At 60.8% G+C, this 24,977-nt stretch carries 21 protein-coding genes; 16 read left to right on the forward strand and 5 right to left on the reverse strand.

All coding sequences use genetic code 11. The features are described 5' to 3' along the window. The first annotated feature begins 94 nt into the window (after positions 1-94). The 5 genes from P3R38_RS11900 to P3R38_RS11920 all read left to right on the forward strand — a co-directional run bounded on the left by P3R38_RS11900 (position 95) and on the right by P3R38_RS11920 (position 4,634). Positions 95-271: a hypothetical protein gene (locus P3R38_RS11900; protein WP_023380460.1), complete on the forward strand. Its 177-nt coding sequence runs from the start codon at positions 95-97 to the stop codon at positions 269-271. Between the two features lie 267 nt (positions 272-538). Then, the gene (locus P3R38_RS11905; protein ID WP_023380461.1) at positions 539-1,096 is read left to right on the forward strand and encodes a polysaccharide biosynthesis/export family protein; all 558 of its coding nucleotides are present in this window, start codon (positions 539-541) and stop codon (positions 1,094-1,096) included. Between the two features lie 26 nt (positions 1,097-1,122). Beyond that, positions 1,123-2,238: a hypothetical protein gene (locus tag P3R38_RS11910; RefSeq protein ID WP_027907581.1), complete on the forward strand. Its 1,116-nt coding sequence runs from the start codon at positions 1,123-1,125 to the stop codon at positions 2,236-2,238. Positions 2,239-2,258: 20 nt separating this feature from the next. Next, positions 2,259-3,821 (forward strand): Wzz/FepE/Etk N-terminal domain-containing protein, encoded by a 1,563-nt coding sequence (locus P3R38_RS11915; RefSeq protein WP_104881810.1) that lies wholly within the window; start codon positions 2,259-2,261, stop codon positions 3,819-3,821. Positions 3,822-3,833: 12 nt separating this feature from the next. Then, entirely contained in the window at positions 3,834-4,634 is an 801-nt protein-coding gene (locus tag P3R38_RS11920) for a CpsD/CapB family tyrosine-protein kinase (RefSeq protein ID WP_023380464.1), read from the forward strand. A gap of 28 nt (positions 4,635-4,662) precedes the next feature. On the opposite strand, the gene galE is transcribed toward P3R38_RS11920, so the two are convergent. The 3 genes from galE to P3R38_RS11935 form a co-directional block, all read right to left on the reverse strand. After that, positions 4,663-5,625 carry a UDP-glucose 4-epimerase GalE gene (gene galE / locus P3R38_RS11925; protein ID WP_027907579.1) on the reverse strand — a complete coding sequence of 321 codons (963 nt, stop codon included), beginning with the start codon at positions 5,623-5,625 and terminating at the stop codon, positions 4,663-4,665. Positions 5,626-5,701: 76 nt separating this feature from the next. Beyond that, positions 5,702-8,299 (reverse strand): cellulase family glycosylhydrolase, encoded by a 2,598-nt coding sequence (locus P3R38_RS11930; RefSeq protein WP_277687171.1) that lies wholly within the window; start codon positions 8,297-8,299, stop codon positions 5,702-5,704. A 5-nt stretch (positions 8,300-8,304) separates the two neighbouring features. Beyond that, on the reverse strand, positions 8,305-9,831 hold the full coding sequence (locus P3R38_RS11935) for an O-antigen ligase family protein (RefSeq protein WP_027907577.1): 1,527 nt from the start codon (positions 9,829-9,831) through the stop codon (positions 8,305-8,307). A gap of 429 nt (positions 9,832-10,260) precedes the next feature. Between P3R38_RS11935 and P3R38_RS11940 the strand changes: the two genes are divergently transcribed. From P3R38_RS11940 to P3R38_RS11985, 10 genes are all read left to right on the forward strand, one after another. Further along, a complete protein-coding gene (locus P3R38_RS11940; RefSeq protein WP_104883965.1) occupies positions 10,261-11,727 on the forward strand; it encodes a GMC family oxidoreductase in 1,467 nt (488 codons plus the stop codon). Between the two features lie 143 nt (positions 11,728-11,870). Next, entirely contained in the window at positions 11,871-12,488 is a 618-nt protein-coding gene (locus P3R38_RS11945; RefSeq protein WP_027907576.1) for an acyltransferase, read from the forward strand. Further along, positions 12,481-13,437: a glycosyltransferase family 2 protein gene (locus P3R38_RS11950; RefSeq protein WP_023380470.1), complete on the forward strand. Its 957-nt coding sequence runs from the start codon at positions 12,481-12,483 to the stop codon at positions 13,435-13,437. The genes P3R38_RS11945 and P3R38_RS11950 overlap by 8 nt, the downstream gene beginning before the upstream one ends. A gap of 8 nt (positions 13,438-13,445) precedes the next feature. Continuing rightward, positions 13,446-13,970 carry a serine acetyltransferase gene (locus P3R38_RS11955; RefSeq protein WP_027907575.1) on the forward strand — a complete coding sequence of 175 codons (525 nt, stop codon included), beginning with the start codon at positions 13,446-13,448 and terminating at the stop codon, positions 13,968-13,970. A gap of 63 nt (positions 13,971-14,033) precedes the next feature. Then, positions 14,034-15,008: a glycosyltransferase family A protein gene (locus tag P3R38_RS11960; RefSeq protein ID WP_104883964.1), complete on the forward strand. Its 975-nt coding sequence runs from the start codon at positions 14,034-14,036 to the stop codon at positions 15,006-15,008. Positions 15,009-15,015: 7 nt separating this feature from the next. Continuing rightward, positions 15,016-16,020, forward strand: coding sequence for a DUF535 family protein (locus P3R38_RS11965; RefSeq protein ID WP_277687173.1), 1,005 nt, complete (start codon positions 15,016-15,018; stop codon positions 16,018-16,020). Positions 16,021-16,081: 61 nt separating this feature from the next. Further along, on the forward strand, positions 16,082-17,284 hold the full coding sequence (locus P3R38_RS11970; protein ID WP_023380474.1) for a glycosyltransferase: 1,203 nt from the start codon (positions 16,082-16,084) through the stop codon (positions 17,282-17,284). Further along, entirely contained in the window at positions 17,281-18,468 is a 1,188-nt protein-coding gene (locus P3R38_RS11975) for a glycosyltransferase family 2 protein (protein ID WP_023380475.1), read from the forward strand. The genes P3R38_RS11970 and P3R38_RS11975 overlap by 4 nt, the downstream gene beginning before the upstream one ends. After that, positions 18,468-19,208, forward strand: a complete 741-nt coding sequence (locus P3R38_RS11980) for a WecB/TagA/CpsF family glycosyltransferase (protein ID WP_277687174.1) — start codon at positions 18,468-18,470, stop codon at positions 19,206-19,208. Before P3R38_RS11975 ends, P3R38_RS11980 begins: the two co-directional genes overlap by 1 nt. A 200-nt stretch (positions 19,209-19,408) precedes the next feature. Beyond that, on the forward strand, positions 19,409-20,827 hold the full coding sequence (locus P3R38_RS11985) for an undecaprenyl-phosphate glucose phosphotransferase (protein ID WP_104883961.1): 1,419 nt from the start codon (positions 19,409-19,411) through the stop codon (positions 20,825-20,827). Positions 20,828-20,877: 50 nt separating this feature from the next. Here the strand turns inward: P3R38_RS11985 and P3R38_RS11990 are convergent, their stop codons facing one another. Beyond that, positions 20,878-21,822: a LysR substrate-binding domain-containing protein gene (locus tag P3R38_RS11990; protein ID WP_023380479.1), complete on the reverse strand. Its 945-nt coding sequence runs from the start codon at positions 21,820-21,822 to the stop codon at positions 20,878-20,880. 146 nt (positions 21,823-21,968) lie between these two features. Here P3R38_RS11990 and P3R38_RS11995 point away from each other — a divergent pair, with 146 nt between their 5' ends. Then, on the forward strand, positions 21,969-23,345 hold the full coding sequence (locus tag P3R38_RS11995; RefSeq protein ID WP_104883960.1) for an L-serine ammonia-lyase: 1,377 nt from the start codon (positions 21,969-21,971) through the stop codon (positions 23,343-23,345). Between the two features lie 335 nt (positions 23,346-23,680). Here the strand turns inward: P3R38_RS11995 and P3R38_RS12000 are convergent, their stop codons facing one another. Continuing rightward, complete coding sequence (locus P3R38_RS12000) at positions 23,681-24,976, reverse strand: FAD-binding oxidoreductase (RefSeq protein WP_104881804.1); 1,296 nt, start codon at positions 24,974-24,976, stop codon at positions 23,681-23,683. Position 24,977: the final 1 nt, after the last annotated feature.

The raw sequence follows: 24,977 nt of genomic DNA on the forward strand, positions 1-24,977 counted from the left end.
TCGTTGACGTAATATCATTGTGCCCATAAGCTCCAATCAGCAGCTAATAAGACACTTCCTTCCCCGTGTTTATCCTCTTTGTCAGGAGGGGATCATGCGCTCGACACTGTTCATTAAATCTATATTTTTATTGATACTTTTGAGTGGCGCTGCGCGCGCTGCCGACTCCTACATCAACCAGGCGAGTGTAATTCCGTTGGCGACGGCTGGCTGGCTCTTCGCAGTCGCTGTCATCGGCTTCGTCGTCGTGGCTAACCGAAGAAAAGTTTGATTTTTACAAGGAGAGTCAACGACTTGGGTGCCCTGTCGGGCATTTGACGCGAGGTCGTTGGCATCAGGGGTCGCAGCTTGTCAATTCGCGAGCCGTTGCTATATTCCACTTGCCGACAACCTGAAGGTTGCCTGGTTGCAGTGAGTGGTTTGTGGTGTCGCGGTCAACTGTCGCAACAGGTGGTTTGACCGGTGTGGAGCGAGAAGCTGTTTTTTGTTGTTCTCACATAGTGCTCTTTACATGGCTACTTGCCTGGAGGGATCCCCCATGGTGCGTTTGATGTGTTCTGTGCTCTGCGTGCTGCTGGTTGGGGTGGGTACCAGCCATGCCGAAGATCAGAGTCCGGTTTACCAGCTCAGTGCCGGCGATAAATTGATGATTTCCGTGTGGCAGGAAGAAAGCCTGCGCCAGGAAACCACGGTCCTGCCCGATGGCAGTATCACCTTCCCCCTTGCCGGGCGCGTCGATGTCGCCGGTCTTGATGTCACGACCGTCGCGCAGAAAATCAAAGTTAAACTCGAACCCTTCCTGGCCGATCCGCATGTAAGCGTCGTGGTCACCAGTACGGCTGGCAATCTCGTCTACGTGCAAGGTAAAGTGATCAAGCCTGGGCCGGTTGAAATGTATGGACCCACGGCAGTGTTGCAGGCGCTGAGCATGTCAGGCGGCCTGGACAAGTTTGCGGACGAAAGCGAAATAAAAGTTGTTCGCCAAAACGGCGACTCACAAAAAGTACTGCCAGTACGCTACAAGGATTTGGTGTCTGGGCGCGACATGTCCACCAATTTCCAACTGCGCGCTGGTGACACATTGATCGTACCTTGATCTTGCCATGTGCAGTAAGGCTCAGAATGCCGCTTCTCAGAAATACGGGTGTTGCCACAGCACTCTTGATTTTGCCGTACTCGGGGATGGTTCATGCCGCTATCTGGCACAGTTCGGTTGCCGTACCGACGACGGTCGAGTATGACAGCAACCCCTTGCTGTTGACGTCTGACGAAAAGGCAGTGACGCGCACGATCATTGCGCCTGACTTTGGCCTGGTCGGCACGCTCGGCCGCGACGAGTTCAGTTTTGGTTTGGGCGTGCAAGTGCTGCGCTCGTCCGACACGGCCATTATCAAGGACCGTGAAGACCCCAACGTCAGCCTTGGCTGGCAGCGGGAAACGGAGCGGGGCCGCTTCGGCCTGAGGGCGAACTACAACGAAAGTTCGACGTTGTCGGCGCTGGTCCAGGACACCGGCGTGGTGACAACCGACGGCACGCAGAAGCTCTCGACGGTGACCGCCAACTGGAGTGATGCCATTACCGAACGCAGTACGTTGGCCAACGAAACCACGTACTCCCACGCCCGATACGACATCACCACGCTGACCGGTTATGACGAGCTGGCGAACGTGCTGACCTGGACTTACAACTGGAGCGAGCGCACCGACCTCTATACCAGCTTCATCGCACGGCGTTACGAGCCGCAGGACGACACCACGGCGTTCGCCTCCAACAGCTACACGCCTACGGTGGGGTTGAAGTACCAGTTCTCCGAACGTTTCACCGGGGATGTGCATGTAGGGGTAAACCAGGTGTCCGGCTCCGAAGGGGGCAGGCGCGGGGAGGGAGGGGTCTCGCTGCGCTACATCGGGGAACGAGCCGATGCGATTTTCAGTGCCGAGCGAAGCACCATTGCCAGCGCATCCGGGGGCTTTGCCGAACTCGATGCAGTACGTGGCAGCTGGAGTTATGCGCTTACCGAGCTCACTCGTGTGGGGCTGGATGCCTCCTGGCAAGACGCCAAAGGCACCACACCCAATACTTTGCAAAGCTACAGCGCGTGGGCGAGTCGTGAACTCTCGCCTTTTTGGGATCTGCGCCTATCGTTGATGTACAAGGAACGCCAGCAAGACAACTTGCCGGATGCAACAGGCACCATCATTGGAATGACCTTGACGTATAGATTACCCGACCTCTGAATTTCAGCGCGGTGGCCTCTATGAAGTCTGAATACGAACTGTCCCTCAAAGATTACCTGGCAATCATCAAGGAAAGAGCCCTGCTGTTGGGGGTCAGTATCGTGGTCATTCTTGCACTCACCGTGGCAGTCGCTGTCACGGTCCCTCCCATCTACCAGTCGACCGGCACCATTCTGGTGGAGTCACAGCAAATCTCGCCAGAGCTGGTGTCGGCAAACAACAACAGTTTTGCCGATGAACGCATCGAAGTGATTCGCCAGCGGGTGATGACCCGCGAGAACCTGTTGCGCATCATCGACAAGTACGGCCTGTTCGCCGACAAGGGCAAGCAATTCAGCGAGTCGGACAAGATCGAGAAGATGCGCAACTCCATCGTGGTCGCCACCGTCAGTACCTTCGTGAAGGGACGCGGCGAGGCAACGGTGGCTTTCAATGTGTCCTACGAGGACAAGCGTCCAGAAGTGGCCAAGGAAGTGGCCAACGAACTGGTCACGCTGTTTCTCAACGAGAACGTCAAGCAGCGCACCGAGCGGGCCAGCGAGACCACCGAGTTCCTGACCCAGGAAGCGAACAAGTTGGGTGCCGAACTGGCGAGCCTGGAGAACCAGCTGGCCGACTTCAAGCAGGCCCACGCCAATGCCTTGCCGGAGCATCAGGAGCTGCGCATGAGCATGCTGTCGCGCTCCGAGCTTGAGTTCAGGGAAGTCGACCGTGACTACAAGGCCGCGCAGGAAGAGCTGCGTTACCTGGAGCTGGAACTGTCCGCTGCCAAGGCCGGGTTGACCGTCAAGCCGGACAACGGCAGGAGCGTGGCAGATCAACCGCAGGACCTGGCCAGCCTCAAGGCAGAGTACGCCAGGCTGCTTGGCAGGTATAAAGATGCCCACCCTGACGTACAGGCGGTCAAGCGCAAGATCCAGGCACTTGAAACCGCCGGCGGCAATGGTATGGCAGTAGCTGAGACGAATCTGGATGCAGCCCGGGTGCGCACGCGCATCGAGGCTGCGCAATCACGCATCGCCTCGCTTGCCGAGCAAAAGCGTCAGCTGACCAAGAAGATCGAAGGCTACGAGGCGGAGATTCTTGAAGCGCCTCAAGTCGAGCGTGGCCTGGTGACGTTGATGCGCGATCACGATAACGCGCGCAAGAAGTACGAAGAAATTCGCGCCAAGGAGATGGGCGCGAAAATCACCGAAAGCCTGGAAGAGGAAAACAAGGCGGAACGTTTCGTGCTACTGGAACCGCCGCTGATGCCGGAAAAACCCGTCAAGCCCAACCGCAAGAAAATCGTTGCCTTGGGGGTATTGCTGGCCCCGGCCGGTGGCGGTGCACTGGTGATGTTGCTGGAAATGCTCAATCAGCGCGTACGCGGTGTGGGTGCCCTGGAAAGCGTGGTGGGCAAGCGTGTGCTGGTTGCAGTGCCGTTTATCTCCACCCAGGCCGAGCTGGCCCAGCGCAAACGCTCGCGAACCCTGATGGTGGTCGCCGGGTTGTTGTTGGTTGCTATCATATTAGCGATGGTCCATTTCTTGTACATGCCGTTGGACCTTCTGCTTTTCAAAGCTATGGCTCGGTTTGAATAGGGAACAGCAGCGATGGACAGAATTACGCCGGCTATTGGAAAACCCCTGCACCAGGTATCGCCCAACGCTTCGGACACGCCGCTACCTGCGGTCGAGCAAACCGAAGTACTTGGCCCATTCGACTATGTACAAACCACCGTTGTGCCGCTGCGGGCCGAGCACCTCGAGCGACACCGAATCGTGGCGTACAACAAGAACTCGAACATGAGCTGGGCCTTCGACCTCCTGCGTACCCAGGTGCTGCAGGCCATGGAGGAAAATGGCTGGCGCACCTTGGCCATCACCTCGCCGACACCCGAGGCAGGCAAGACGGTGCTGGCAATCAACCTGGCGATGAGTATCGCCCATCACACTACCAAGACCGCACTGCTGGTGGACTTCGATCTGCGCCGTCCAAGGGTGGGTGCCAGCCTTGGGTTGCCGATGGGCAAGGCCATGAACGAACTGTTGTCTGGCAAGGCCGGACTGGAAGAGGTGCTGGTCAACCCAACGTTGCCGCGCTTCGTGGTGCTGCCGACCCGTGAGCCGATACCGCTGTCCACCGAGGTGTTGTCTTCGCCTAGGGTGACCAACCTGATCGGCGATCTGCGCGATCGCTACGACTCGCGCATCTGTATCTTCGATCTGCCACCGCTGCTCAGTTCCGACGACGCCATCACCGTGCTGCCGAAGTTCGACTGCGTGCTGTTGGTGGTGGCCAATGGTCAGAATAGCAAGAAAGAGATCGAAGACTGCCTGTACCACTTGGGTACTGCCAACCTGATCGGCGCGGTACTGAACAAGGCAGAGCCGCAGACTCGCTCCTACTATTGATTGAAGGCGACCGGCATACCCTTGGCAGTCAGTGCCAGGGGTACTGCTGCTCCCAACTCCAGGCGTGCGAGACGATTTGCTCCAACGCGGTGAATTGCGGTTTCCATCCCAGCACGGTTTCCGCCTTGCCGGCATCGGCGACCAGCGTCGGTGGGTCGCCGGCGCGGCGCGGCGCCTTGTTGACGTTGATCGGCCGACCAGTCACCGCGCGGGCAGTGTCGATCACCTGCTGGACGGAAAAGCCTTGGCCGTTGCCCAGGTTGAAGACCGTGCTGGTGCCGCCCTTCAACAGATAATCCACGGCCAGCGCGTGCGCCGAGGCCAGATCGTTGACATGGATATAGTCACGGATGCAGGTGCCATCGGGGGTATCGTAGTCATGGCCGAACACGGTAATCGCCTCGCGTCGTCCTGACGCGGCCTGCAAGATCAACGGGATCAAGTGGGTTTCCGGTTCATGGCACTCGCCGATCTGACCGCCTGGGTCTGCGCCGGCGGCGTTGAAGTAACGCAGGCATACCGATTTCAGTCCATAGGCCCGGTCGAAGTCCTCCAGAATCTGCTCCACCATCCATTTGCTGCGCCCATAAGGGTTGATCGGCAGCTTGGGGTGTTGCTCGTCGATGGGGGTGTACTGCGGGTCGCCATAGACGGCAGCGGTGGAGGAGAAGATCAGGTGCTTGATGTTCGCCCGTACCATGGCATGCAGCAGGGTCAGGGTGGCTGCCACGTTGTTCTGGTAGTACTTGGCAGGGTCGGTGACCGACTCACCCACCTGGATGTGGGAGGCGAAGTGGAAGACCGCATCGAAAGGGGATTCGGCGAACAAGGTGTCCAGTGCGTGCTTGTCGGCGACATCCAGCCCGACCCACTTGATGTCAGGGCGTGCTTGCGCGATATCCGCCACGACCACCTCGTGACCTGCGTCCGCCAGGTACTTGACCATGTGCGAACCTATATAGCCTGCGCCTCCGACAACCAAGTACTTCATCCAATCCTCCTGGAACAGATTCAGTGTTGAGGGCCTGCCAATACAGGTCTTTTCAGAGCGTAGAAGGCCGAATGGCCTATTTCAAGAACAGCCAATTGGCCATGTGCTGGCCGTCGAAGTTCAGGGTGTAGCGGCCATTTTCGTAACGGGCTGGAAGCACTGTTTCTTGTCCCGAGGCACTGCGGGCATAGGCCTTCAGGCCCGGCGGTGCGGCGATACTCAAGGCGCCGACCAGGGGCTCGACATAGAACGGGGTGCTTTTGTCTTCCTTGGGCACGGCCCGCGTGCCGAGCGAGACCAGCAGGCTGTGCGACTGGCCGAGCGGCTGGTTGTCCAGGCTCTGCACGGCCACGCTGGCATAGGGCGTCTTCAGTTGCACCTGAAGGTTCGACAAGCGGGTCGAGCGGCCGCCGAGCCAGCCGCTGGCGACCTGGGTCTTGGGCGTATCGATGGTGTAGAGGCCTTGCTGCCAATTGCGCGTGATCTCACCGGTATCCGTGGTGGCCTGGGTGGCATTGTTGTCGAGCAGCGACTGCTCAGGGTCATGCAGCAACTGGGCGTTGGCCGGGATGTCGCTTTGGGCGAGCCATGGCAATTGCGGCGTTTGCGGCAGGGCGATCTGCAACATGCCTTTTTCCATGGCGGTACGCAGCAGCACCGAATCACTCGGTGAGATCGAGCGGTTGAACAAGGTTTCGACCGACGGGGCGAAGACGTAGCGGGTCTGCGCCTGCTGCACATCGCCGCGTCGATACAGCAAGGCCGCCGCCGGGAGGGTGGCGATCAGGGCAGGGTCGTTGTAGGCATGCCAGTTGTCCGCCGTTTGCCTGCCATCGCCAAGCCCCTCCTGGCTATAGGCATATTGCATCAATGCGTCCCAGCCCTGATGGCTGGCGGTACCCGCCACGATCAAGGGCAGTGAGTGGCGATCGGGGAGCGGGAAGGGCTCGTTGTTCCACTCCGTGACGGTCAATGGCTTGCCCACTACCTGGGCGGCTGCCAGCCAGTCGACCAGCCCATCGCTGGTCAGCGGGTTTTTTTCCAGCTGGCCGATGCCGCCGTAGCTGTGAACGTCGATCAGATCGCCCGTGGTGAGCGCCGGCAGCGAACTCAAGCCATTGCCGCCCCAGCTACTGGTAGTGGCGATGGGCACTTTCACGCCGATCTTGCGCAGGTGTTCGATCATCTCGACATCGAAGCGATGCTCCAGGTCGTTGAGGAACAGCTTGGCCGGGCCATGCTCCCAGGCGCGCCAGGTGGCGTCCTCCGGCAGGTCATGGCGACTGGCAAACGCCTTGGCCTCATCCATGTAGAGCCGGCTGTGTCTGGGCACATTCTTGTCGGGCAACAGCGCGTTGCCGAAGTGATGGGTGATGTCGTTCTCGTTGGTGATCAGCACCGCCGCGATGGCGGGGTCGTCCTTGTAGGCCAATTGGGTATAGGCATTCACATGGTTCAGGTACTGCTCGGCGAACTGCTTCATGCGTTGTTGAATGGTGACGTTCACATAGGCGTAGCCTTTGAATTCGGCTCGCCCGTATTGTTTGGGCAGTTCATCGAAGCCATAGATGCCGTCGCTGTCCATCAGCGAGCGCTGTACGTGCAGGTCGAGCCACACATAGATGCCTTCCTCCTTGAGGCATTTGATCCACAGATCGAGTTTTCTCAGCGACTCGGCATCGAGTTGCTGGGTGTTCTTGATCGTCCTGCCATCGCCGAAGATGTTGGGCAGCACCCAGAGTGAGTCATGGTGGTGCAGGCGCACGAGGTTGAAGCCCAGTGCCGATAGGCGCTTGGCTTGTTGCTTGATGTATTGGTCCGGGGTGTCGAACAGGGCAGAGGCCGACAGGTTGGTGCCCCAGAAACGCACGGGCGTGTTGTCGGCGAACACCAGTCGTTCACCGTCAGCCTTGACGAAGCCGTGCTTGCCAGCTGGTTTTTCTGCTGCGTTGAGAAACGACAGGTCGACCGGCGAGGTTTTCCAGTCCAGCTGGTCTTGTGGCCAGCTTTTCGGGTCGCTCAGGCCAAACCGTTCGGACTGGGTCTGGCCGATGGCGATGTCGCCCGTCACGCTCAGCACCGCGTTGATCTGTTGGCGGCCTGGGGTTATCTGGCGGTCATAGAAGAATGCGCGCACCTCATCCGGGTTGCCACGCTCGAAGTACACCTTCGCCAACGGTGGTTCGAAGCGCATCTCGACACGGCGTTTACCTTCCGTACCCCAGGCCCAGCCTCGATTGCCGGGGAGCAATTGCGGTGCACCCATTTCGCCGGCGAACAGCGACGGGTCGAAATTGAACACCATGCCGCCGCCCATGACATCGTCGTGCCGTTGCTCGGTCTGCAGGTCGAATGCCCAGGTCAATGATTGCGGGGTATCCTTGCGGATGTCTGCGACGAGCTTGAAGTTCAAGTCCTTGTTTTCACCGGCGAGGGTGTACTGCTGCGGGGCTTTGACCGTGAAGGTGGGGTAATAGCCGGTCCAGTTCCACTGTTGTGCGAAGAAACTGAACTTGCCGATCATCGCCGGTCCGCCACCCCGGGTGATGTTGGGCAAACCGTTGCGCTCTTCGATGTTGACGGCCCAATCGGACGACCACGTTGCCATGGGCAACGAAACCAGGCCAAGCAGAGCCGTGGCCCGGATGAGGGAATGCAGGGGGCTTCGTGTCATCGAGTTTACCTGGCTTGAAGGCGGGCATGGGGCAACTCGGCGGCCTGCTCTTGCCGGAGCTTGCGCACCATATGGATGTAGGCCACACCCAGCCCGCCAACGGACCAGTAGATCACCGGAATCACGGTGATGCTGCTGACGGTAAAGATAATGACCATGATGCCCAGCAGCGTGGCCAGCAGCGCCCTTCCTAGAAGGCGTTGTTTATCGTCTTTGTCGGGGAATGCACGCATCGATCTGCGGATGCCCATCAGGATGACCACGAAGAAGGCGATGAACAGCGCAAGCCCCACCATGCCGACCCGCAACGCCAGGCTGACATAAGTGTTGACGATATCGATGATGCCTTGGCCCTGGATCATCGACTGCATCTCGGGGGTGCTGCGGAAGTCGAACGAGCCGAACCAGGGGTTGCGCTGGATCACGATCCAGGAGTTGTCGATCAGGCGCTGGCGGTAGGTGATGTTCTCGGTTTCGATGTTGCCAATGAAGGGCAGCAGGTTCAGCACTTTTTCTCCGCCCGGTATCACGGTGAGCAGGGGCACGCACAGCACACCGGCCAGGCCGAGCAGGATGAAGCGCCTGACCGCGCCCCGGCCTGTGGCGATGAAGGCCGCGACGATGACCCCAGCGCCGATCCAGGGGCCGCGCGACAGGGGCGCGAACAACCCGGCCGCCAGCAGCAGGGCGCCCAGGTAGCGATGGATGGGTTTGCGAACATAGGCCTGCACGAACAGGAACAAGCCAATCGCCACGCTGATCACGTAGCCCAGCACGATGGCCTGGCCGGTGGTGGCGCTCGCGCGCAGCGAGCCGCCACGGCTCAGGTAGCTGCTCATGCTCCAGGGCACGCCCATGGCGTCGGTCAGTGCGTTGTACAGCAGCCAGTGACGTGCGTACTCGGCCACGCCGATGATCGACAGTAGGAACGAGGCCAGCACGAAGGCCAGCAGGGCATCCTTGAAGTCTTCCAGGTCCTTCAGCGCGCGGCTGGCGACGTAGTAGGGCAGGAACATGTCCACATACAGGTACAGCGCCTGACGCAGCGTGTCGGTGACGGTGGTTTCGCGCAGCGACAGTACGCACATCAGCAGCATGCTCGCCGCCAGCAACTTGTCGGGCCAACTGCGACCGAAGGGTTGGGTGTCGCCTTGCTTGCTCAGTGCCCATGCCGCGGGCAGTAGCACGCAGAGGGTGAGCAGGCGCACATGGGTGAGGTCGACCAGGTAATTGATCAAGCCAAAGCCGGGTATCGGTACAGCGGCCGGTGGAATCAGGAACAACAACATGAAGAACAACGCCATCGGGTTGCGTTCGCGACGCCCGGCCAGGCTCATGATGACCGCACCCGCCAGGGCATAAAGCCAGAAACTATGGGAAAAGAACGCCAGCAGTGTCAGGCCGAACCATAGGTTACGGCGACGTTTGAAGTCCCGCTCCGGGATCAGGTCTGTCGCTGGTCGGCGCGCCAGCACGAATACGACGCACGCCAGGAACAGAATGACGATCAGGGCACGTAAATGTTCAGGCATTGGCTGAGGGCACCTATCCCTTGGTGGAGGTCGGCTAGCATCATGGCTGATTGAAACTATAGTGAACTGTAGCGCTATCGGTTGGAGATTGAAGCCGTGCCGGCGATTCATCTGCTGGCATTGGCGAACCTGCAGCAAGCCGGTCAGGGCTCGGCATAGAAACGGGCACCGAGGCAGGATTCGCGCTTTCCAATGGCTGGGACGCCTCTCGATAACACTTGGCATAGGTCCGGGGATCATGGGGAAGCTTCAGTTTTGTGCGCCATTTCTGGGTCGTAGGCGGTTTCTACGCAATTGCGTCCTGCTGGGCATTGGGGGCGCGGTATTCGGCACCGTTTCGCGGGCGACGCCAAAGCCGCAGGCCAAGTCCGAGTTCGTCGTCATCAATGGATGGGTATTGCCATCTCAGTACTTCCGGGACGGGCAGGCATGATCAAGGACTATCAAACGCAAAAAGAACTGCGTGACGCCTATGATTTCTGCGTTGTCGGTGCAGGCCCGGCCGGTATAACCCTGGCGATACGCCTGGCCAAGGCCGGTTGGCTCGTGGCGCTGCTGGAAGGCGGCGGAGTCGAACACTCGGAACGCTCCCATGCGCTCTACACGTGTACGTCCACAGGCCTTGAGTTGTACCCGGCCGAGACACGTCTGCGTTTTCTGGGGGGTACGTCCAACCATTGGGCGGGCCGCTGCCGTCCTTTCACACCCTCCGATTTCGCCGTTGCGCCCCCCGGCGACTTGCCGGGTTGGCCCATCCCCTATTCGGAGGTGGAGCGCTACCTGCCAGCGGCGATGGACATTGTCGACCTGCCTAAAGGGGCCGACTTTCGCCCGATAAATACCGGCCTCAAAGGCGGTGATTTCGAGGCTGACGTGTTTCTGCTCAGCCCCCCGACGCGCTTTGCACAAAAATACGAAGCGGAACTCAAGCAGACCGATGGCCTGGATGTGTTCATCAACTGCAACTGTGTCGACCTGGAGTTCGACAGCGCCTCGGGCAGCGTGACAGCCGTGGTGGTGTCGGACTACGACCGTCAACGCGAGCGTCTGAAGGCCAAGCACTTCATCCTGGCCACGGGCGCCATCGAGAACGCCAGGCAGTTGCTAAACAGCAAGTCCCTTCAGCAGGCGGGTATCGCCAACAAGGAAGGTTGGGTCGGGCGTTGCTTCATGGAGCATCTGAATGTCGACCTAGGTTCTTTCATCCTGAAGGAGGGGCAAGCCACCGACCGCCGCCAGTACTACACCACCGATGCTTTCGTCGCCGAGTATCACGCTGGCAAGGGCAATGTTTCGGCGACCGTGGTGGAGGAGGTGCAGACCTACGGGCGGACCGCCGAAGTCAAGAACTTCCTCGAGAACCTGGCATGCGATTGGGGCGTGGCCAGCAAGATCGAATGGATTGCACAGTTCAGTTGTCCAGGTGACGGCGTAATCGGGACGATGATCGAGCAGTTCCCCAACGCGCAGAGCCGGATCTCGCTGCTGGATGAAAAAGACGCCCTGGGCATGGCCAAGGTGAATGTCAATTGGGTGCTCAGCCCTACCGATCGACACACCATCAAGTGCATTGGCAGTGAGCTCGCCAAGCAGTTCGCCGAAGCACAACTTGGCTTCGTCAAGCTCAACCCATTCGTCTACGACACCTCCATACCCCTGAAAATGTCGCCGCACGCCCATCACATGGGCACAACGCGCATGGCTGCATCGGCGCAGCACGGGGTCGTGGATACCGACTGCAAGGTTTTTGGGACCGAGAATCTCTACGTGGCAGGGAGCAGCATCTTTGCCACCGGCGGGGCTTCGAACCCGACCATGCCACTGCTGCAATTCGCGCTGCGGCTGGTGGATCACCTCAATGACAAGATGCGCACGACGAGCCGAACGGTTGTCTGAAGGAGGGCAATGGCGCCAGTGGGGCGCGACAGCGACAGCGCGGTTGATAACGGGTTGAGTGCGAGGCGGTCAGTACCAACAAGAACGAGACCGAAGTCGCCTCAGGGACAGTCCATGATCGCATTACGTGCGAGGCCAGCAACATGATCGGATGGATACGCAGCGCTTTGAAGCATTACGCACTCTCAACAGGACGTGGCGGTTCGCTTTACAAAAAGATTTGCCACCCCAATGCCAGGGATTGGGGAGAGTACCTGACACGCTGGGGCAAGTTCTACTCGGTTGGGGGCAACCTGCATGTGAACGTGGGCTGCAACGTGACGGACCCTGTGCTGGTGCGTCTGGGCACCAACGTGGGGCTGTCGGACTGTACCCTTTTGGGCCACGATGGCGTCGCCGCCTTGATTGGCGTGTGCTATGGCAAGCATCTGGATTCGGTGGGCTATATCGACATTCGCGACAACTGCTTCATCGGCCACGGGGTCATCGTCATGCCCCGGGTGACCATCGGGCCCGACTCGGTCGTTGCCGCAGGTGCCGTGGTCACCAAGGACGTCCCGCCCGGAACGGTGGTGGGCGGCAACCCGGCCAAATTCATCTGCACCACCGAAGAACTGATCGAGCGAGTAGAGCGGCGCTGTGAGGCATACCCGTGGGCCGACCTGATCAAGCAGCGCAAAAGTGGCTATGACCCGGTAATGGAGCCGAAGCTGGCGGCCATGCGGCGCGAGTATTTCTTCGGGGAGGGCAACAATGGATAGAAAGCCCGTCGATGTGATGGTGGTGAACTTCAACACGGCATCCTTGCTGCAGCCGATGTTCGATGCCCTGCGCAAGGCCAGGGGCGAACAGCTGGCAAGTTACCTGGTGGTGGACAACGCCTCGGTCGACGACTCGGTGGCGCGCATGGCCCAGGTCTGCCCCCAGGCATTGTTGGTCAGCAACAAGCACAATGTCGGTTTTGGGCGGGCCAATAACCAACTGCTGGAACACCTGCAGGGTAAGTACGCGCTGTTGCTCAATACCGATGCATTCGTGGCAAGCGACACCCTGGACAAGACTCTCGAATACATGGAGGCCCATCCGGAGTGCGGTGTGCTGGGCGTACGCCTGGTGGGGCGTGACGGTGATCTGCAGCCTTGTTGCCGATACTTTCCGACCCCTTTGAACATCTTCGTCTCCCGAACCGGGCTGGACCGGTTCTTCCCTGGCTTGAAGATGGTCGACGAAATGAGCTGGGACCATGGCACGGTCCGCGAATGCGATTGGCTGCCGGGCTGCTTCTACCTGGTTCGCCGTGAAGTACTCGACCAGGTCGGTCTGTTCGACCCTCGCTACTTCTTGTATTACGAGGAAGTGGACCATTGCAAGCGCGTCAAGGAGGCAGGCTGGAAAGTGGTGTTCTACCCGCACACCACCGTGGTGCATATCGGCGGCGAAAGCTCCAAGTCGGTGGCGGAACTGGAGGCGGCCAGCCGGCAGATTTCCACCTATCAGATTGAAAGCGAACTCCTGTACTTCCGCAAGCACCACGGCGTCACGGGGTTGATCCTGCACATGCTGCTGGTCAGTCTCGGCGATGCGATCCTGGCCCTCAAGGCGCTGTTGAAAGGGCGTGGCTGGGCGGCTATCAAGGCGTGCTGGCTGCATACCCAAGCCACCTGGTCGTCACTGTTCGCGACCCGGTTCGCACGCCAACCCACACGGTAGGTTAAACCATGTTCGAGAACATTCGTGCCGACCTGCGAGCACATGGTGGAGACTGGGGGGCCCAGGGCTTCTGGGTTCTGCTGGTCTACCGGTTCGGTCGCTGGCGCTACGGTGTGCGCCCAGCGATCCTGCGCAAGCTCTGCTCGTTGGTCTACAGAGTGCTGTTCAAGCTGATTCAGATCATCACGGGGGTTGAGTTGCCCTGCGAGGTGGTGATAGGCCGCAATTTCGTCATCGACCATTTTGGCGGCATCGTGATCAGCGGCTACGCGCGCTTTGGCGATGACTGCCGGATTCGCAACGGGGTGGTGGTGGGCTTGAAGAATGTGGAGGAGCCTATCGCGCCGGTGTTCGGCAACAATGTCGACATTGGCACCGGGGCCAAGGTGCTGGGCAATATCCGCATTGGCAACAACGTACTGATCGGCGCCAATGCCGTGGTCCTCACCGACGTGCCGGACAACTGCGCGGCGGTGGGTGTCCCGGCCACCATCAAGGCGAGAAAGCCGGTCGAGGCCAATTTGTGTTCCTGAGGTAGCCGCAGGGCAGCGCGGTAAAAGGCGTGTTTCGTTCAAGGCAGACGAGTGAGGCCCAGGGTGACAGGCATCGGAGTCGTGATAATCGGCCGTAATGAAGGGCTGCGCCTGGAGCGTTGCCTGGCCTCCGTGGCAGGCTGTGCGGACACGGTGGTGTATGTCGACTCGGGGTCCACCGATGGCTCGGTGCAGCACGCCTTGGACCAGGGTGTCGAGGTGGTGTCGCTGGATCTGTCCATCCCGTTCACAGCAGCGCGTGCACGCAACGAAGGCTTTGCCCATTTGCACGGGGTAATGCCGTCGCTGCGCTTGGTACAGTTCGTCGATGGCGATTGCGAAGTGGTCGCCGGTTGGCTTGAGCAAGCCCAGGCTTTTCTGCAGGCGCATCCAGAGGTTGCCGTGGTCTGCGGTCGGCGTCGCGAGCGGTACCCGCGGCATTCGATCTACAACCTGTTGTGCGATCTGGAATGGGACACACCACTGGGTGAAACCAAGGCGTGCGGGGGCGACGCACTGATACGTGCCGAAGCCTTCCTGGCGGTGTCGGGCTTTCGTGCCGACCTCATCGCCGGCGAAGAGCCTGAGATGTGTGTGCGGCTGCGCGCCGGCGGTTGGAAGATCTGGCGACTGGGCGTGGAGATGACCCTGCACGATGCCGACATGACCCGTTTCAGCCAGTGGTGGCGGCGGAGCATGCGAGCGGGTTACGCCTTCGCCCAAGGGGCGCACTTGCATGGCGAGACGCCCGAGCGACATTGGCGCAGAGAATCTCGTCGGGCCTGGTTCTGGGGCCTGGGGCTGCCGCTGGCCAGCGTGGTGGCCAGCCTGTCGTTGGGCAGTGTCGGGCTGCTGCCACTTCTGATCTACCCTTTGCAGACGATGCGCCTGGCACGCCGTGGTGGGCGAACATGGCGTGAGAACTGGCTGCAGGCGGTGTTTCTGGTGCTTGGGAAGTTCCCCGAGATGGTGGGGCAGGCGAAGTTTCTTTTGAACAGGTTCGGCGCTGGCAAATCCGCGCTGATCGAGTACAAGTGAGAAACCCATGACATATCGGTCGATCGTGAAAAGCGTGCTCACACTGCAGCCCGGTTACTCGCTACGGGCACTGAACAACAAGCTCAAGCTGGGAATACTGATCATCAAGCAGCGGGAAGACCTCAAGGCCTTTGTGGCGCGCATGTCGGCAGCACTGGGCCCCAAGGGGTTCAAGGCGCTGGGTTTCGACAGCATTGGCGTGGTGCAGTGGCCCTACATCAGCAAGGCGTGGGAAGCGCCGCAGCGGCTGGATGCGGTAGCGTCGCACTATGAAGTGGTCGCCGAGCAGTTCCCGAGGCTGTTGCTGATGGGGCGTGACGAGCATCAGGTGCTGTGCGATCTGTCGGGGTATTCCAGCCAGTGCACCCTGGTGCTGGACCGGCCTGTCTGGTTCCGGCGCGAGGGGGAGTTGGTGCTCAACCTGTTCCAGGGCGACCTGCGTGTGGCATCACTGGCCTTCAGCCTTGGCGGTACCGGGGGTGAAGTCTTCGTGCTGATCGGTGCCGTGCAGGGAATACACAAGGGTATCGACAGCGAAAGGTCGTTGAGTATCTACCGGGACCTGACCAAGGATTTCGAAGGGCTGCGCCCGAGAAGTTTTTTGATCGAAGTCCTCAAGTGCCTGGCCAGAACCCTTGGCGTTGCCCGTATCTATGCGGTCGGTGACCGCTATCGGCACCATCGTCATCGCTATTTCGGCACCGAAAAGGCCGACGATCTGGCGGCCAACTACGACACCATCTGGCTGGAGAACGGCGCATCGCCGTCGGAGCGCGAGGACTTCTTCACGATTCCGCTGGAGGCCGCCAGACGCTCGGCCGACGACATCGCCCCGAAAAAGCGGGCGATGTACCGCAGGCGTCACGCCATGCTCGACGATGTGTTTGGCCATATCGAGGGCATGTTCCCCGTTCAACCCGCAGCCTGGCCATCACCACTACAGCAGGGACAGGAAACGTTGCATCACCTGACGAAATCGGGGGACAGGCCAGTGACCAACAGCCTGGAGTAACGGGCTGGAAACGACTGAGCAAGCCTGGTCATTCATCACGCGGGCATCGACTTGGATTCCTATGCGCATTGCTTATTTCATCAATCAGTACCCGAAGGTCAGCCATAGTTTCATTCGACGGGAAATCCTCGCCCTGGAACGCCAGGGCATGGAGATCCAACGCATCGCCCTGCGTGGCTGGGATGCCCAATTGCAGGATGACGAAGACCTCGCAGAACGCGACAAGACCCTCTACGTGCTCAAGGACGGCCTGAAGGGGTTGTTCATGCCGTTGTTTGAGGTATTACGTGCCCAACCGCGGCGCTTCATGTCGGCGCTTGGCCTGGCGCTGCGCCATGGGCGGCGGGCCGACCGCCCCTGGCCGTACCATCTGGTCTACCTGGCCGAGGCCTGCCGTGTAGTGCAGTGGCTGCAGGCATTCGGCGCCGAGCACGTGCATGCGCATTTCGGCACCAACTCCACTGAAGTGGTAATGCTGGCCAACGCCCTGGGCGGGCCGAGCTACAGCTTCACCGTGCACGGGCCGGAAGAGTTCGACAAACCGCAGTTTCTCCATATGGGCGAAAAAGTGCGGCACGCCGCCTTCGTTGCCGCGGTGAGCTCCTATGGGCGCAGCCAGCTTTACCGTTGGGTAGCCCATGAGCATTGGGCGAAGGTGAAAGTGGTGCATTGCGGCCTGGAGCGCTCGTTCCACGAAGTGCCAGCGGTCGACGCGCCGGCGGTGCCTCGGCTGGTGTGCGTGGGGCGGCTGTGCGAGCAAAAGGGGCAATTGCTGTTGCTGGAGGCTGTACGTCTGCTGGCGGCACGGTCGGTGCCGTTCGAGGTGGTACTGGCCGGCGACGGTGAGATGCGTCCACCCATCGAAGCTTTCATTGCGCAGCATGGCTTGCAAGGGCAAGTGCGCATCACCGGCTGGATCAGCAGTGCCCAGGTCCGTGAGGAGATCCTCGCCGCCCGGGCACTGGTGCTGCCCAGTTTTGCCGAGGGCCTACCGGTGGTCATCATGGAGGCGATGGCCTTGCGCAGGCCGGTGTTGACGACCTACGTGGCCGGTATCCCCGAACTGGTCCGCCAGGGCGAGAGTGGCTGGTTGTTCCCGGCAGGTGCAGTGGAAGAATTGGCCGACGCCATGGCCGAATGCCTGGACCAACCTGCCGAGGTACTGCAGAAAATGGGCGATGCGGCGTATCGCCGTGTGTTGCAGCGCCATGATATCGACACCGAAGCGGCCAAGTTGGCTCATTACTTCAGGACCTGCGCATGATTACCGTGCTGGGATGGCTGTTGGTGGCGGTTTCACTGGTCATGCTGCTGCCAGTGCTGGTGCTGTTCACCCAGGTGCTGGCGGCCTGCCTGCCAACACGCTCACCGCCGGTGCTGGCCGGGGCGCGCCCCCGCGTGGCGGTGCTGGTACCGGCGCACAATGAATCACCGGTGATTCGCGCAACGCTCGACAGCATCCGCCCGCAATTGCGCGAGGGCGATCGGTTGCTGGTGGTGGCGGACAATTGCACCGACGACACAGCGGCACTGGCACGTTGCACGGGGGCGCAAGTGGTCGAGCGCCAGCATGCGCACCTGCGCGGCAAGGGTTATGCGTTGGACTTCGGCGTGCGCCACTTGAAGGATGACGCGCCTGAGGTGCTCATCATCATCGACGCCGATTGCCGGGTGGCAGAGGGTGCTATCGAACGTCTGGCGTGCGCCTGCGCTGCAGCCGATCGGCCGGTGCAAGCGCTCTACCTGATGCATGCACCCCAGGGGGCGGGGCTGAAGGTTCAGGTCGCCGAATTTGCCTGGCGTGTGAAGAACCTTGTGCGCCCCCGGGGCTGGGCTCGATTGGGCCTGCCGTGCCAGCTCATGGGAGCAGGGATGGCATTGCCCTGGCATGCGCTGGCCTTGGTCGACTTGGCCAACGGGCATCTGGTCGAGGATCTGAAGCTGGGCTTGGATTTCTGCCAGCGCGGCAAACCGCCTGTGTTCTGCAGCGATGCGCAGGTCACCAGTGTCTTTCCGAGCAGTCAGGAGGGTTTGAACACCCAACGCACCCGTTGGGAGCACGGTCATCTGGGCGTGCTGCTGGCGGATGCCCCCAGGCGACTTGCGGCGGCCTTCACGCAACGCAACGGCGCACTGCTGGCCATGGCCCTGGACCTGATGGTGCCGCCGCTGGCGCTGCTGACGCTTTCCTGGGTGGCGCTGTTCTGCATTTCATGGCTGGCGGGCGTGTTGTTCGGGACCTGGCTGGCGGCCGTGATCGCCAGTGCTGCGATGGGGCTGCTGATGGGGGCGGTGTGGCTGGCGTGGTGGCGCTTCGCACGGCGTTTGATCTCGTTTTCGGTGCTGCTGTACGCACCGTTCTATGCCGCCAGGAAGATCCCTCTGTACCTGGGTTTTCTGATCAAGCGCCAGGTCGATTGGGTGCGCTCGAAGAGGGACGACGGCTGATGGACAAGCACCCCTGGCAACAGCGCTGGAAGACGATCCTCGGCAAGTTGCGGGTGGTCAGCGATCCGGCGGACGAGCAGCGGATACTGGCAGCGCTGTCAGCGCCACTGGCGCCGACCGTGCTGGGTTTCGTCAACGCCCATGCCATGAACCTGGTGGTGGGTGATGCGCAATACGGCCATGCGTTGTCAGGCGCTGACGTGCTGCTGAGGGACGGGGCAGGCATGTCGATCCTCTATCGCCAGCTGGGCCTGGACCCTGGCCTGAACATGAACGGCACCGACTTCATCCCAAAACTGTTGCAGAGCTACAAGGGGCGTCGCGTGGCGTTCTGGGGGACCCAGGAACCCTTCCTGAGCCAGGCGGTGGCACACGCTGCGAGCGTTCATGGCGTAGTGCCTGTTTCGATTCACCATGGTTTCGCCGATGCCGACACTTATCTCGAACTGGCGCGCGAGGTCCGCCCGGAGCTGATCGTTCTGGGCATGGGCATGCCTAAACAGGAGGCCGTTGCCGTCCAGCTGGCGCGGGCTGCCTCGCCGTGTCTGATTGTCTGTGGTGGGGCCATCCTGGATTTCCTAGGGGGCAAGGTCACCCGCGCGCCCCGCTGGATACGGCGCCTGGGCGGCGAATGGGCGTTCCGCTTGTTCAGGGAGCCTAAACGGTTGTTCGTGCGCTATGTGGTGGGCAATCCGCTGTTTCTGCTGCGCACCTGGTTGCTTAGCCGGCGGGGCGTGTGAACCGGCCAAAAGCAAGGGCAGGAGGGCACTGCGACCACGCGGGTGACACGGCGCTGCTACAGTTGATTACAACCGCCTCGTTGGCGGGCTGGGGTGGGGCTTTCATTGGGCGTCGGGCTTTCAGGCACTGAAAGCGGCTGTTGCGCCCGTTGAAGCGGATGCAAAGACGTTTGCTACGCTCACATAGATGAGGTCGGAGAATGGTTTTCGAACCCAGAAGCAGTCGCTCCTTACTCCAGCGCAGAAGCAGCGTCAGCAACGCCATTCAAGCTGGCCTCGATGGAATCGCCGTCACCGGTATCGCCTGGTACTTGATCTACACCCAGTTCGGCTACATCACTTCCGACTACGTCATCATGCTGCTGTTGCTGATCGGCGCGCTGGCGGTGGTCTACGACCACTATGCGATCTACCGCAGCAATGCCAAGCTCAGCATCAAGGCCTTCAGGCTGTTCAAGGCTTGGTCGGTCACGTTCTGCTTTCTCGTGGTCATGGCGTTTCTCACCAAGCAAAGCGAGACCTACTCGCGCTTACTGGTGGGCAAGCTGTTCGTGATCGGTTACTTCGCCCAACTATTCCTGCACATCGCCGTGTGCGAGGTACAAAAGCGCTTCATGACCCACGGGCTGGACAATGCCCTGATCATCGGCACAGGGGAGCTGGCCAACTTCCTGCATCAGAAGATCAGCAACAACCCTTGGCTTGGCGAGCGGGTAGTGGGCTGTGTGCTGATGGAGGCGGGGCAGGACAATGGCAAGGACGGCGTTGACGGCAAGCAGCGCTTGCCGGTGCTCGGGCATGTGGGTGACCTCGATGAAATCGTCACGCGCCATGCGGTGCGCACGGTCTACCTGGTCACCCCCTTGGGCGGATCGGAGGTCATCAGCGAGGTTTACCTCAAGCTGCTCGACAGGTGCATCGCCGTCAACTGGGTGCCTGACATCTTCTCGCTGCGCCTGATCAACCACAGTGTGCGTGAAATTGCCGGTATTCCCGTGTTGACCTTGTCCGAGACGCCGTTGACGGGGATGAGCCTGTTCCTCAAGAACCTGGAGGACAGGGTGCTTGCCGCGCTGATCGTGCTGTGTGCATCACCGGTTCTGTTGGCGATTGCCGCTGCCATCAAGCTGGACAGCCCGGGGCCGGTGTTCTTCCGCCAGGAACGCACCGGCTGGACCGGCGAATCGTTCCGCATCTGGAAGTTCCGTAGCATGCACGTCCACCAGCCGGAAGCTGGCGTGGTCAAACAGGCGCAAAAGAACGACCCACGGCTGACCCGGGTAGGCGCATTCATCCGCCGCACCAGCCTGGATGAACTGCCGCAACTGTTCAATGTGCTGACAGGTGAAATGTCGCTGGTGGGGCCGCGTCCCCATGCCCTGCAACATGATTCGCTGTATTCCCAGGATATCGTGGATTACTTCGCGCGCCACAACATCAAACCGGGTATGACCGGTTTGGCCCAGGTGCGCGGCTTCCGTGGGGAAACCAAAGACATCGAACAGATGATCCAGCGCGTGGACTCCGATATCGAGTACATCAACAACTGGTCGTTGTGGTTGGACTTCGTGATTCTGGTGCGAACGCTCAATGCCTTTACCGGCAAGCACGCCTATTGAAGCCATCAGGGCTGCCCAGTCGCAGCTTGAAGCTTCCGCTGAGCATTGCTTCAGTCCTGAGCGTGCAGAGGGTGTAACGCCCGAAACCCTTCGGCTTCTTCGACCAGCCAGTCATGCACCGCACGCGCCCCTGGCTGGCTCAAACCGCCAGGCGCGTAGTGCAGGACATAGCGTTTGTGGTTGGCGATCGGTACACCGAACGGCACGATCAGCGCGCCTCGTTCGAGTTCGTCGTTGAGCAGTGTGCGCCGGGCGATGGCGACGCCAATGCCGGCAATGGCGGCTTCGATGGTCAGGTGGTTGCGGTTGAAGGTATGGCCGCGGCGTACATCCAGTCCACGGGCACCAATGCCGTCCAGGTAGAACTCCCACTCGGCATACTCGGAACTGCCGCGCCAGGCCGTGATGTCGTGCAGCAAGGGGTAGTGCACCAAGTCCGCTGGCCCGTGCAACGGTGGGCGCCCCCTTAACAGCGCGGGCGAACAGACCGGGAAGATCTGCTCGTCCAGCAATGGCGTCGACAGCATGCCGGGATAGCTGCCGTCGTTCAGGTCGATGGCCAGATCGAAATCATCCGGGTGCAATGCCTGGGCACTGTCCTCGGCCACCAGGCGCAGTTCGATATCCGGGTAGCGCTGTTGGAAGCGTGGCAGGCGAGGGGTGAGCCATTTAGCCAGGAAGGAAGGAATCGAACGCACGCGCAAGGTGCCACGAATCTCCCCGGCATCCAGGCGCAGCAACTCGGCCTCGATGCTGCCATAGGCTTCGGCCACGGTCTGGGCCAGGCGCTGGCCCTCGGCACTCAGTTCCACGCCCCGCGCCCGGCGCAGGAACAGCTGGTAACCCAGGCGCTCTTCGAGCTGGCGCATCTGCTGGCTGACGGCGCCGGGGGTGATGTGCAGTTCCTGGGCGCAGCGGGTGAAAGACAGGTGTCGGGCCGCACAGGAGAACACATGCAGCCAGACGAACGTCTGGCCATTGAGTTGTCGTCTCATCGTTTAGTTAAGCTAAAGCCTTGCTTAGAAAGTTTCGTTGGTCATCCGAAGGTATGCGCGGCAGTATCGCGCAACTTCGTATCACCGTTCAATTTTTCCGGAGGTCCGTGCAGCGGCGTACGTGGCTGGCACGGTCAGGCATTAGCATGACTATCAGTGTTTTCGACCTATTCAAAATCGGCATCGGCCCGTCCAGCTCTCACACAGTGGGCCCGATGCGCGCGGCGGCAAGCTTTGCCCTGGCCCTGCGTGAGCAGGGGTTGCTGGGGCGGATTCGTCGGGTGCAGGTGCGTCTTTACGGCTCGCTGTCGGCCACCGGCGTGGGTCATGCTACAGACCGCGCGTGCCTGCTCGGCCTGATGGGTCAGTGGCCGGACCGCATCGACCCGGCAACCATCGAGCCGCGAATCGGGCAACTGATGCAAGAGCGATGTCTGATGCTCGATGGCAGCCACCCGCTTGCGTTCGACTATGACCGCGACATGCTGTTGCTGGACGAAAGCCTGCCGTACCACCCCAATGCCATGACCTTGGAGGCACAGGGTGAACAAGGGCTGCTGTTCAGCCAGACCTACTACTCGATTGGCGGTGGCTTCATCGTCGAGCAGGGCGAAATCGACGCACCGCGCGACGACGCGCATCGCGTTACCTTGCCCTACGAGTTCTCCAGCGCCGACCAACTGTTGGCCTTGTGCAAGGCCCACGGCCTGAGTGTCAGCCAGTTGATGATGGCCAACGAGCGCGCCTGGCGTTGCGAGGAGGACGTGCGCCAGGGCCTGTTGGGTATCTGGTCGGCCATGCGCGAGTGTGTCGCCAATGGGCTGCGCAACGAAGGCATCCTGCCGGGCGGGCTAAACGTCAAGCGCCGCGCCGCACGCCTGCACCGCAGCCTGCAGGAGCTGGGCAAGCCCAATGTCATCGGCTCGACCCTGAGTGCAATGGAGTGGGTGAACTTGTTCGCCCTGGCGGTGAATGAAGAAAACGCTGCCGGTGGTCGTATGGTCACTGCACCCACCAACGGTGCGGCAGGGATCATTCCGGCGGTGCTGCACTACTACATGAAGTTCAACCCCGACGCCTGCGATGACGATGTGGTGGCATTTCTGCTGGCGGCCGCTGCGGTTGGCATCCTGTGCAAGAAGAACGCGTCGATCTCGGGTGCCGAGGTGGGGTGCCAGGGGGAGGTGGGTTCGGCCTGCTCGATGGCTGCCGCCGGTCTGGCCGAGGTGCTCGGCGCCACTCCCGCGCAACTGGAGAACGCTGCGGAGATTGCCTTGGAGCACAACCTGGGCCTGACCTGCGATCCGGTCGGTGGTCTGGTACAGGTGCCTTGCATCGAGCGCAATGCCATTGCTGCGGTGAAGGCAATCAATGCCGTGCAGATGGCCCTGCGCGGCGATGGCGAGCATTTCATTTCCCTTGACCGCGTGATCCGCACCATGCGCGACACGGGGGCAGACATGCATGCCAATTACAAGGAAACCTCGCGAGGTGGTTTGGCGGTGGCGTTCGTGGAATGCTGAAGACGCGCTGAAATATGATTGTAAAATGGCATGTAAGACAATAGGTTACAGTCGATACTTTGAGTAAATTATCGGAAAAGTATCTACTTAAAGTCATATCTCAGATCTGGTGCTTAAAGCATTGAATGTATTGCTGATAAGTCGGAGAGGCTGCACCGCGTCGAGTTCTTCGCGGGTAAACCCGCTTTTGCCTTGATCGGCGTGGAACAACCGAAGGAGCGAGCCTTGTTCGCGATGCGTCGCGTAAGCAGCACTCGATCCCACGTCAGTCCCATATCGGCGAACAAAAAGAGCATCGCGGGCGAGGCTCGCTCCCCCAGGGTGAAGCGGCCTTCTTAACCGAGTACCTCCCTCAAGCGGTACCACAGCATCCCCAATGCCAGCAGCGGTGAACGCAGCGCCTTGCCACCCGGGAAGGTCAGATGCGGAACGGCGCTGAATACATCCAGCCCCTGGCTTTGCCCAACCGCAATCGACTCCGCGAGCAGCTTCGCAGTCCAGTGGGTCACGTTCAGGCCGTGGCCGGAGTAACCCTGTGCGTAGTACACGTTCGGATGCTGGCTCAAGCGCCCGACCTGAGGGAATCGGTTGGCGGTGATGCCGATCATGCCGCCCCACTGGTAATCGATGCGTACGTCTGCCAACTGGGGAAACACCTTGAGGACCTTCGGCCGCATGTAGACCGCAATGTCCTTCGGATCGCGCCCCGAGTAGTGGCACGCGCCGCCGAACAGCAGGCGGCGGTCGGCGGTAAGGCGGTAGTAATCCAGGCCGACTTTCTGGTCGCACAGCGCCATGTTCTGAGGGATCAGCGTGCTGGCAAGCGAGTCGGGCAGCGGTTCTGTCGCCACCACATAGCTGCCAGCGGGCAGTACCTTGCCGCTTAGGCGCGGCTCCAAGTCGTCCAGGTGAGCGTTGCAACCCAATACCAGGCTTTGCGCGCGCACTTTGCCGCGCGCGGTGTGCAAGGTCACCGTGGTGCCATGTTCGATGCGCAGCACCGGGCTCTGCTCGAAGATCCGTACGCCCAGGGCCAGGGCGGCCCGCGCTTCGCCCTGGACCAGGTCCAGTGGGTGCAGGTGGCCGGAACCCATATCCACCAGTCCGCCGGCGTACTGGTCGCTGGCGACCACCTCATGCAGGTGTTCGGGGCCCACCAGGCGGGTTTCGTGGCGATAGCCAAGCGCTGCCAGTTCAGCTTGTTCATCCTGGAAGGCCGCGAACTGGGCAGGTGTGTTGGCCAGTTCGCAGAAGCCCCAGCGCAAGTCGCAGGCGATGGCATATTGTTCGATACGGCGGGCGACCAGGGCCACCGAATCGATGCCGGCGTGCTTCAGGTAACGCACGCCTTCCTGGCCCACATAGCGGGCGAACCCGCTGACATCGTGGCCGATACCGCGAATCAACTGACCGCCATTGCGCCCGCTGGCGCCCCAGCCGATGCGCCGGGCTTCCAGCAAGACCACCGAGAGGCCGCGTTCGGCCAGTTCCAGTGCGGTATTGACCCCGGTCAGGCCACCGCCGACCACGCACACATCGGCTGTCAGTTCGGTATCGAGGCTGGGGTAAGGTGCAGTGCTACGCGCCGTGGCGGCATAGTAGGACGCAGTGTGTTGGGTATTCAGAGGCATG

The sequence above is a fragment of the Pseudomonas sp. NyZ480 genome, from assembly GCF_029537255.1.
Taxonomy (GTDB): domain Bacteria; phylum Pseudomonadota; class Gammaproteobacteria; order Pseudomonadales; family Pseudomonadaceae; genus Aquipseudomonas; species Aquipseudomonas taiwanensis.

Excerpts from the sequence above, each read along its gene's own strand:
- P3R38_RS11990 (WP_023380479.1), bottom strand. The coding sequence starts at position 21,822 with ATGAGACGACAACTCAATGGCCAGACGTTCGTCTGGCTGCATGTGTTC.
- P3R38_RS11930 (WP_277687171.1), bottom strand. The coding sequence starts at position 8,299 with ATGACACGAAGCCCCCTGCATTCCCTCATCCGGGCCACGGCTCTGCTT.
- P3R38_RS11980 (WP_277687174.1), top strand. The coding sequence starts at position 18,468 with ATGGACAAGCACCCCTGGCAACAGCGCTGGAAGACGATCCTCGGCAAG.
- P3R38_RS11985 (WP_104883961.1), top strand. The coding sequence starts at position 19,409 with ATGGTTTTCGAACCCAGAAGCAGTCGCTCCTTACTCCAGCGCAGAAGC.
- P3R38_RS11915 (WP_104881810.1), top strand. The coding sequence starts at position 2,259 with ATGAAGTCTGAATACGAACTGTCCCTCAAAGATTACCTGGCAATCATC.
- P3R38_RS11910 (WP_027907581.1), top strand. The coding sequence starts at position 1,123 with ATGCCGCTTCTCAGAAATACGGGTGTTGCCACAGCACTCTTGATTTTG.
- galE (WP_027907579.1), bottom strand. The coding sequence starts at position 5,625 with ATGAAGTACTTGGTTGTCGGAGGCGCAGGCTATATAGGTTCGCACATG.
- P3R38_RS12000 (WP_104881804.1), bottom strand. The coding sequence starts at position 24,976 with ATGCCTCTGAATACCCAACACACTGCGTCCTACTATGCCGCCACGGCG.
- P3R38_RS11935 (WP_027907577.1), bottom strand. The coding sequence starts at position 9,831 with ATGCCTGAACATTTACGTGCCCTGATCGTCATTCTGTTCCTGGCGTGC.
- P3R38_RS11975 (WP_023380475.1), top strand. The coding sequence starts at position 17,281 with ATGATTACCGTGCTGGGATGGCTGTTGGTGGCGGTTTCACTGGTCATG.
- P3R38_RS11920 (WP_023380464.1), top strand. The coding sequence starts at position 3,834 with ATGGACAGAATTACGCCGGCTATTGGAAAACCCCTGCACCAGGTATCG.
- P3R38_RS11970 (WP_023380474.1), top strand. The coding sequence starts at position 16,082 with ATGCGCATTGCTTATTTCATCAATCAGTACCCGAAGGTCAGCCATAGT.
- P3R38_RS11950 (WP_023380470.1), top strand. The coding sequence starts at position 12,481 with ATGGATAGAAAGCCCGTCGATGTGATGGTGGTGAACTTCAACACGGCA.
- P3R38_RS11900 (WP_023380460.1), top strand. The coding sequence starts at position 95 with ATGCGCTCGACACTGTTCATTAAATCTATATTTTTATTGATACTTTTG.
- P3R38_RS11940 (WP_104883965.1), top strand. The coding sequence starts at position 10,261 with ATGATCAAGGACTATCAAACGCAAAAAGAACTGCGTGACGCCTATGAT.
- P3R38_RS11905 (WP_023380461.1), top strand. The coding sequence starts at position 539 with ATGGTGCGTTTGATGTGTTCTGTGCTCTGCGTGCTGCTGGTTGGGGTG.
- P3R38_RS11945 (WP_027907576.1), top strand. The coding sequence starts at position 11,871 with ATGATCGGATGGATACGCAGCGCTTTGAAGCATTACGCACTCTCAACA.
- P3R38_RS11995 (WP_104883960.1), top strand. The coding sequence starts at position 21,969 with ATGACTATCAGTGTTTTCGACCTATTCAAAATCGGCATCGGCCCGTCC.
- P3R38_RS11955 (WP_027907575.1), top strand. The coding sequence starts at position 13,446 with ATGTTCGAGAACATTCGTGCCGACCTGCGAGCACATGGTGGAGACTGG.
- P3R38_RS11965 (WP_277687173.1), top strand. The coding sequence starts at position 15,016 with ATGACATATCGGTCGATCGTGAAAAGCGTGCTCACACTGCAGCCCGGT.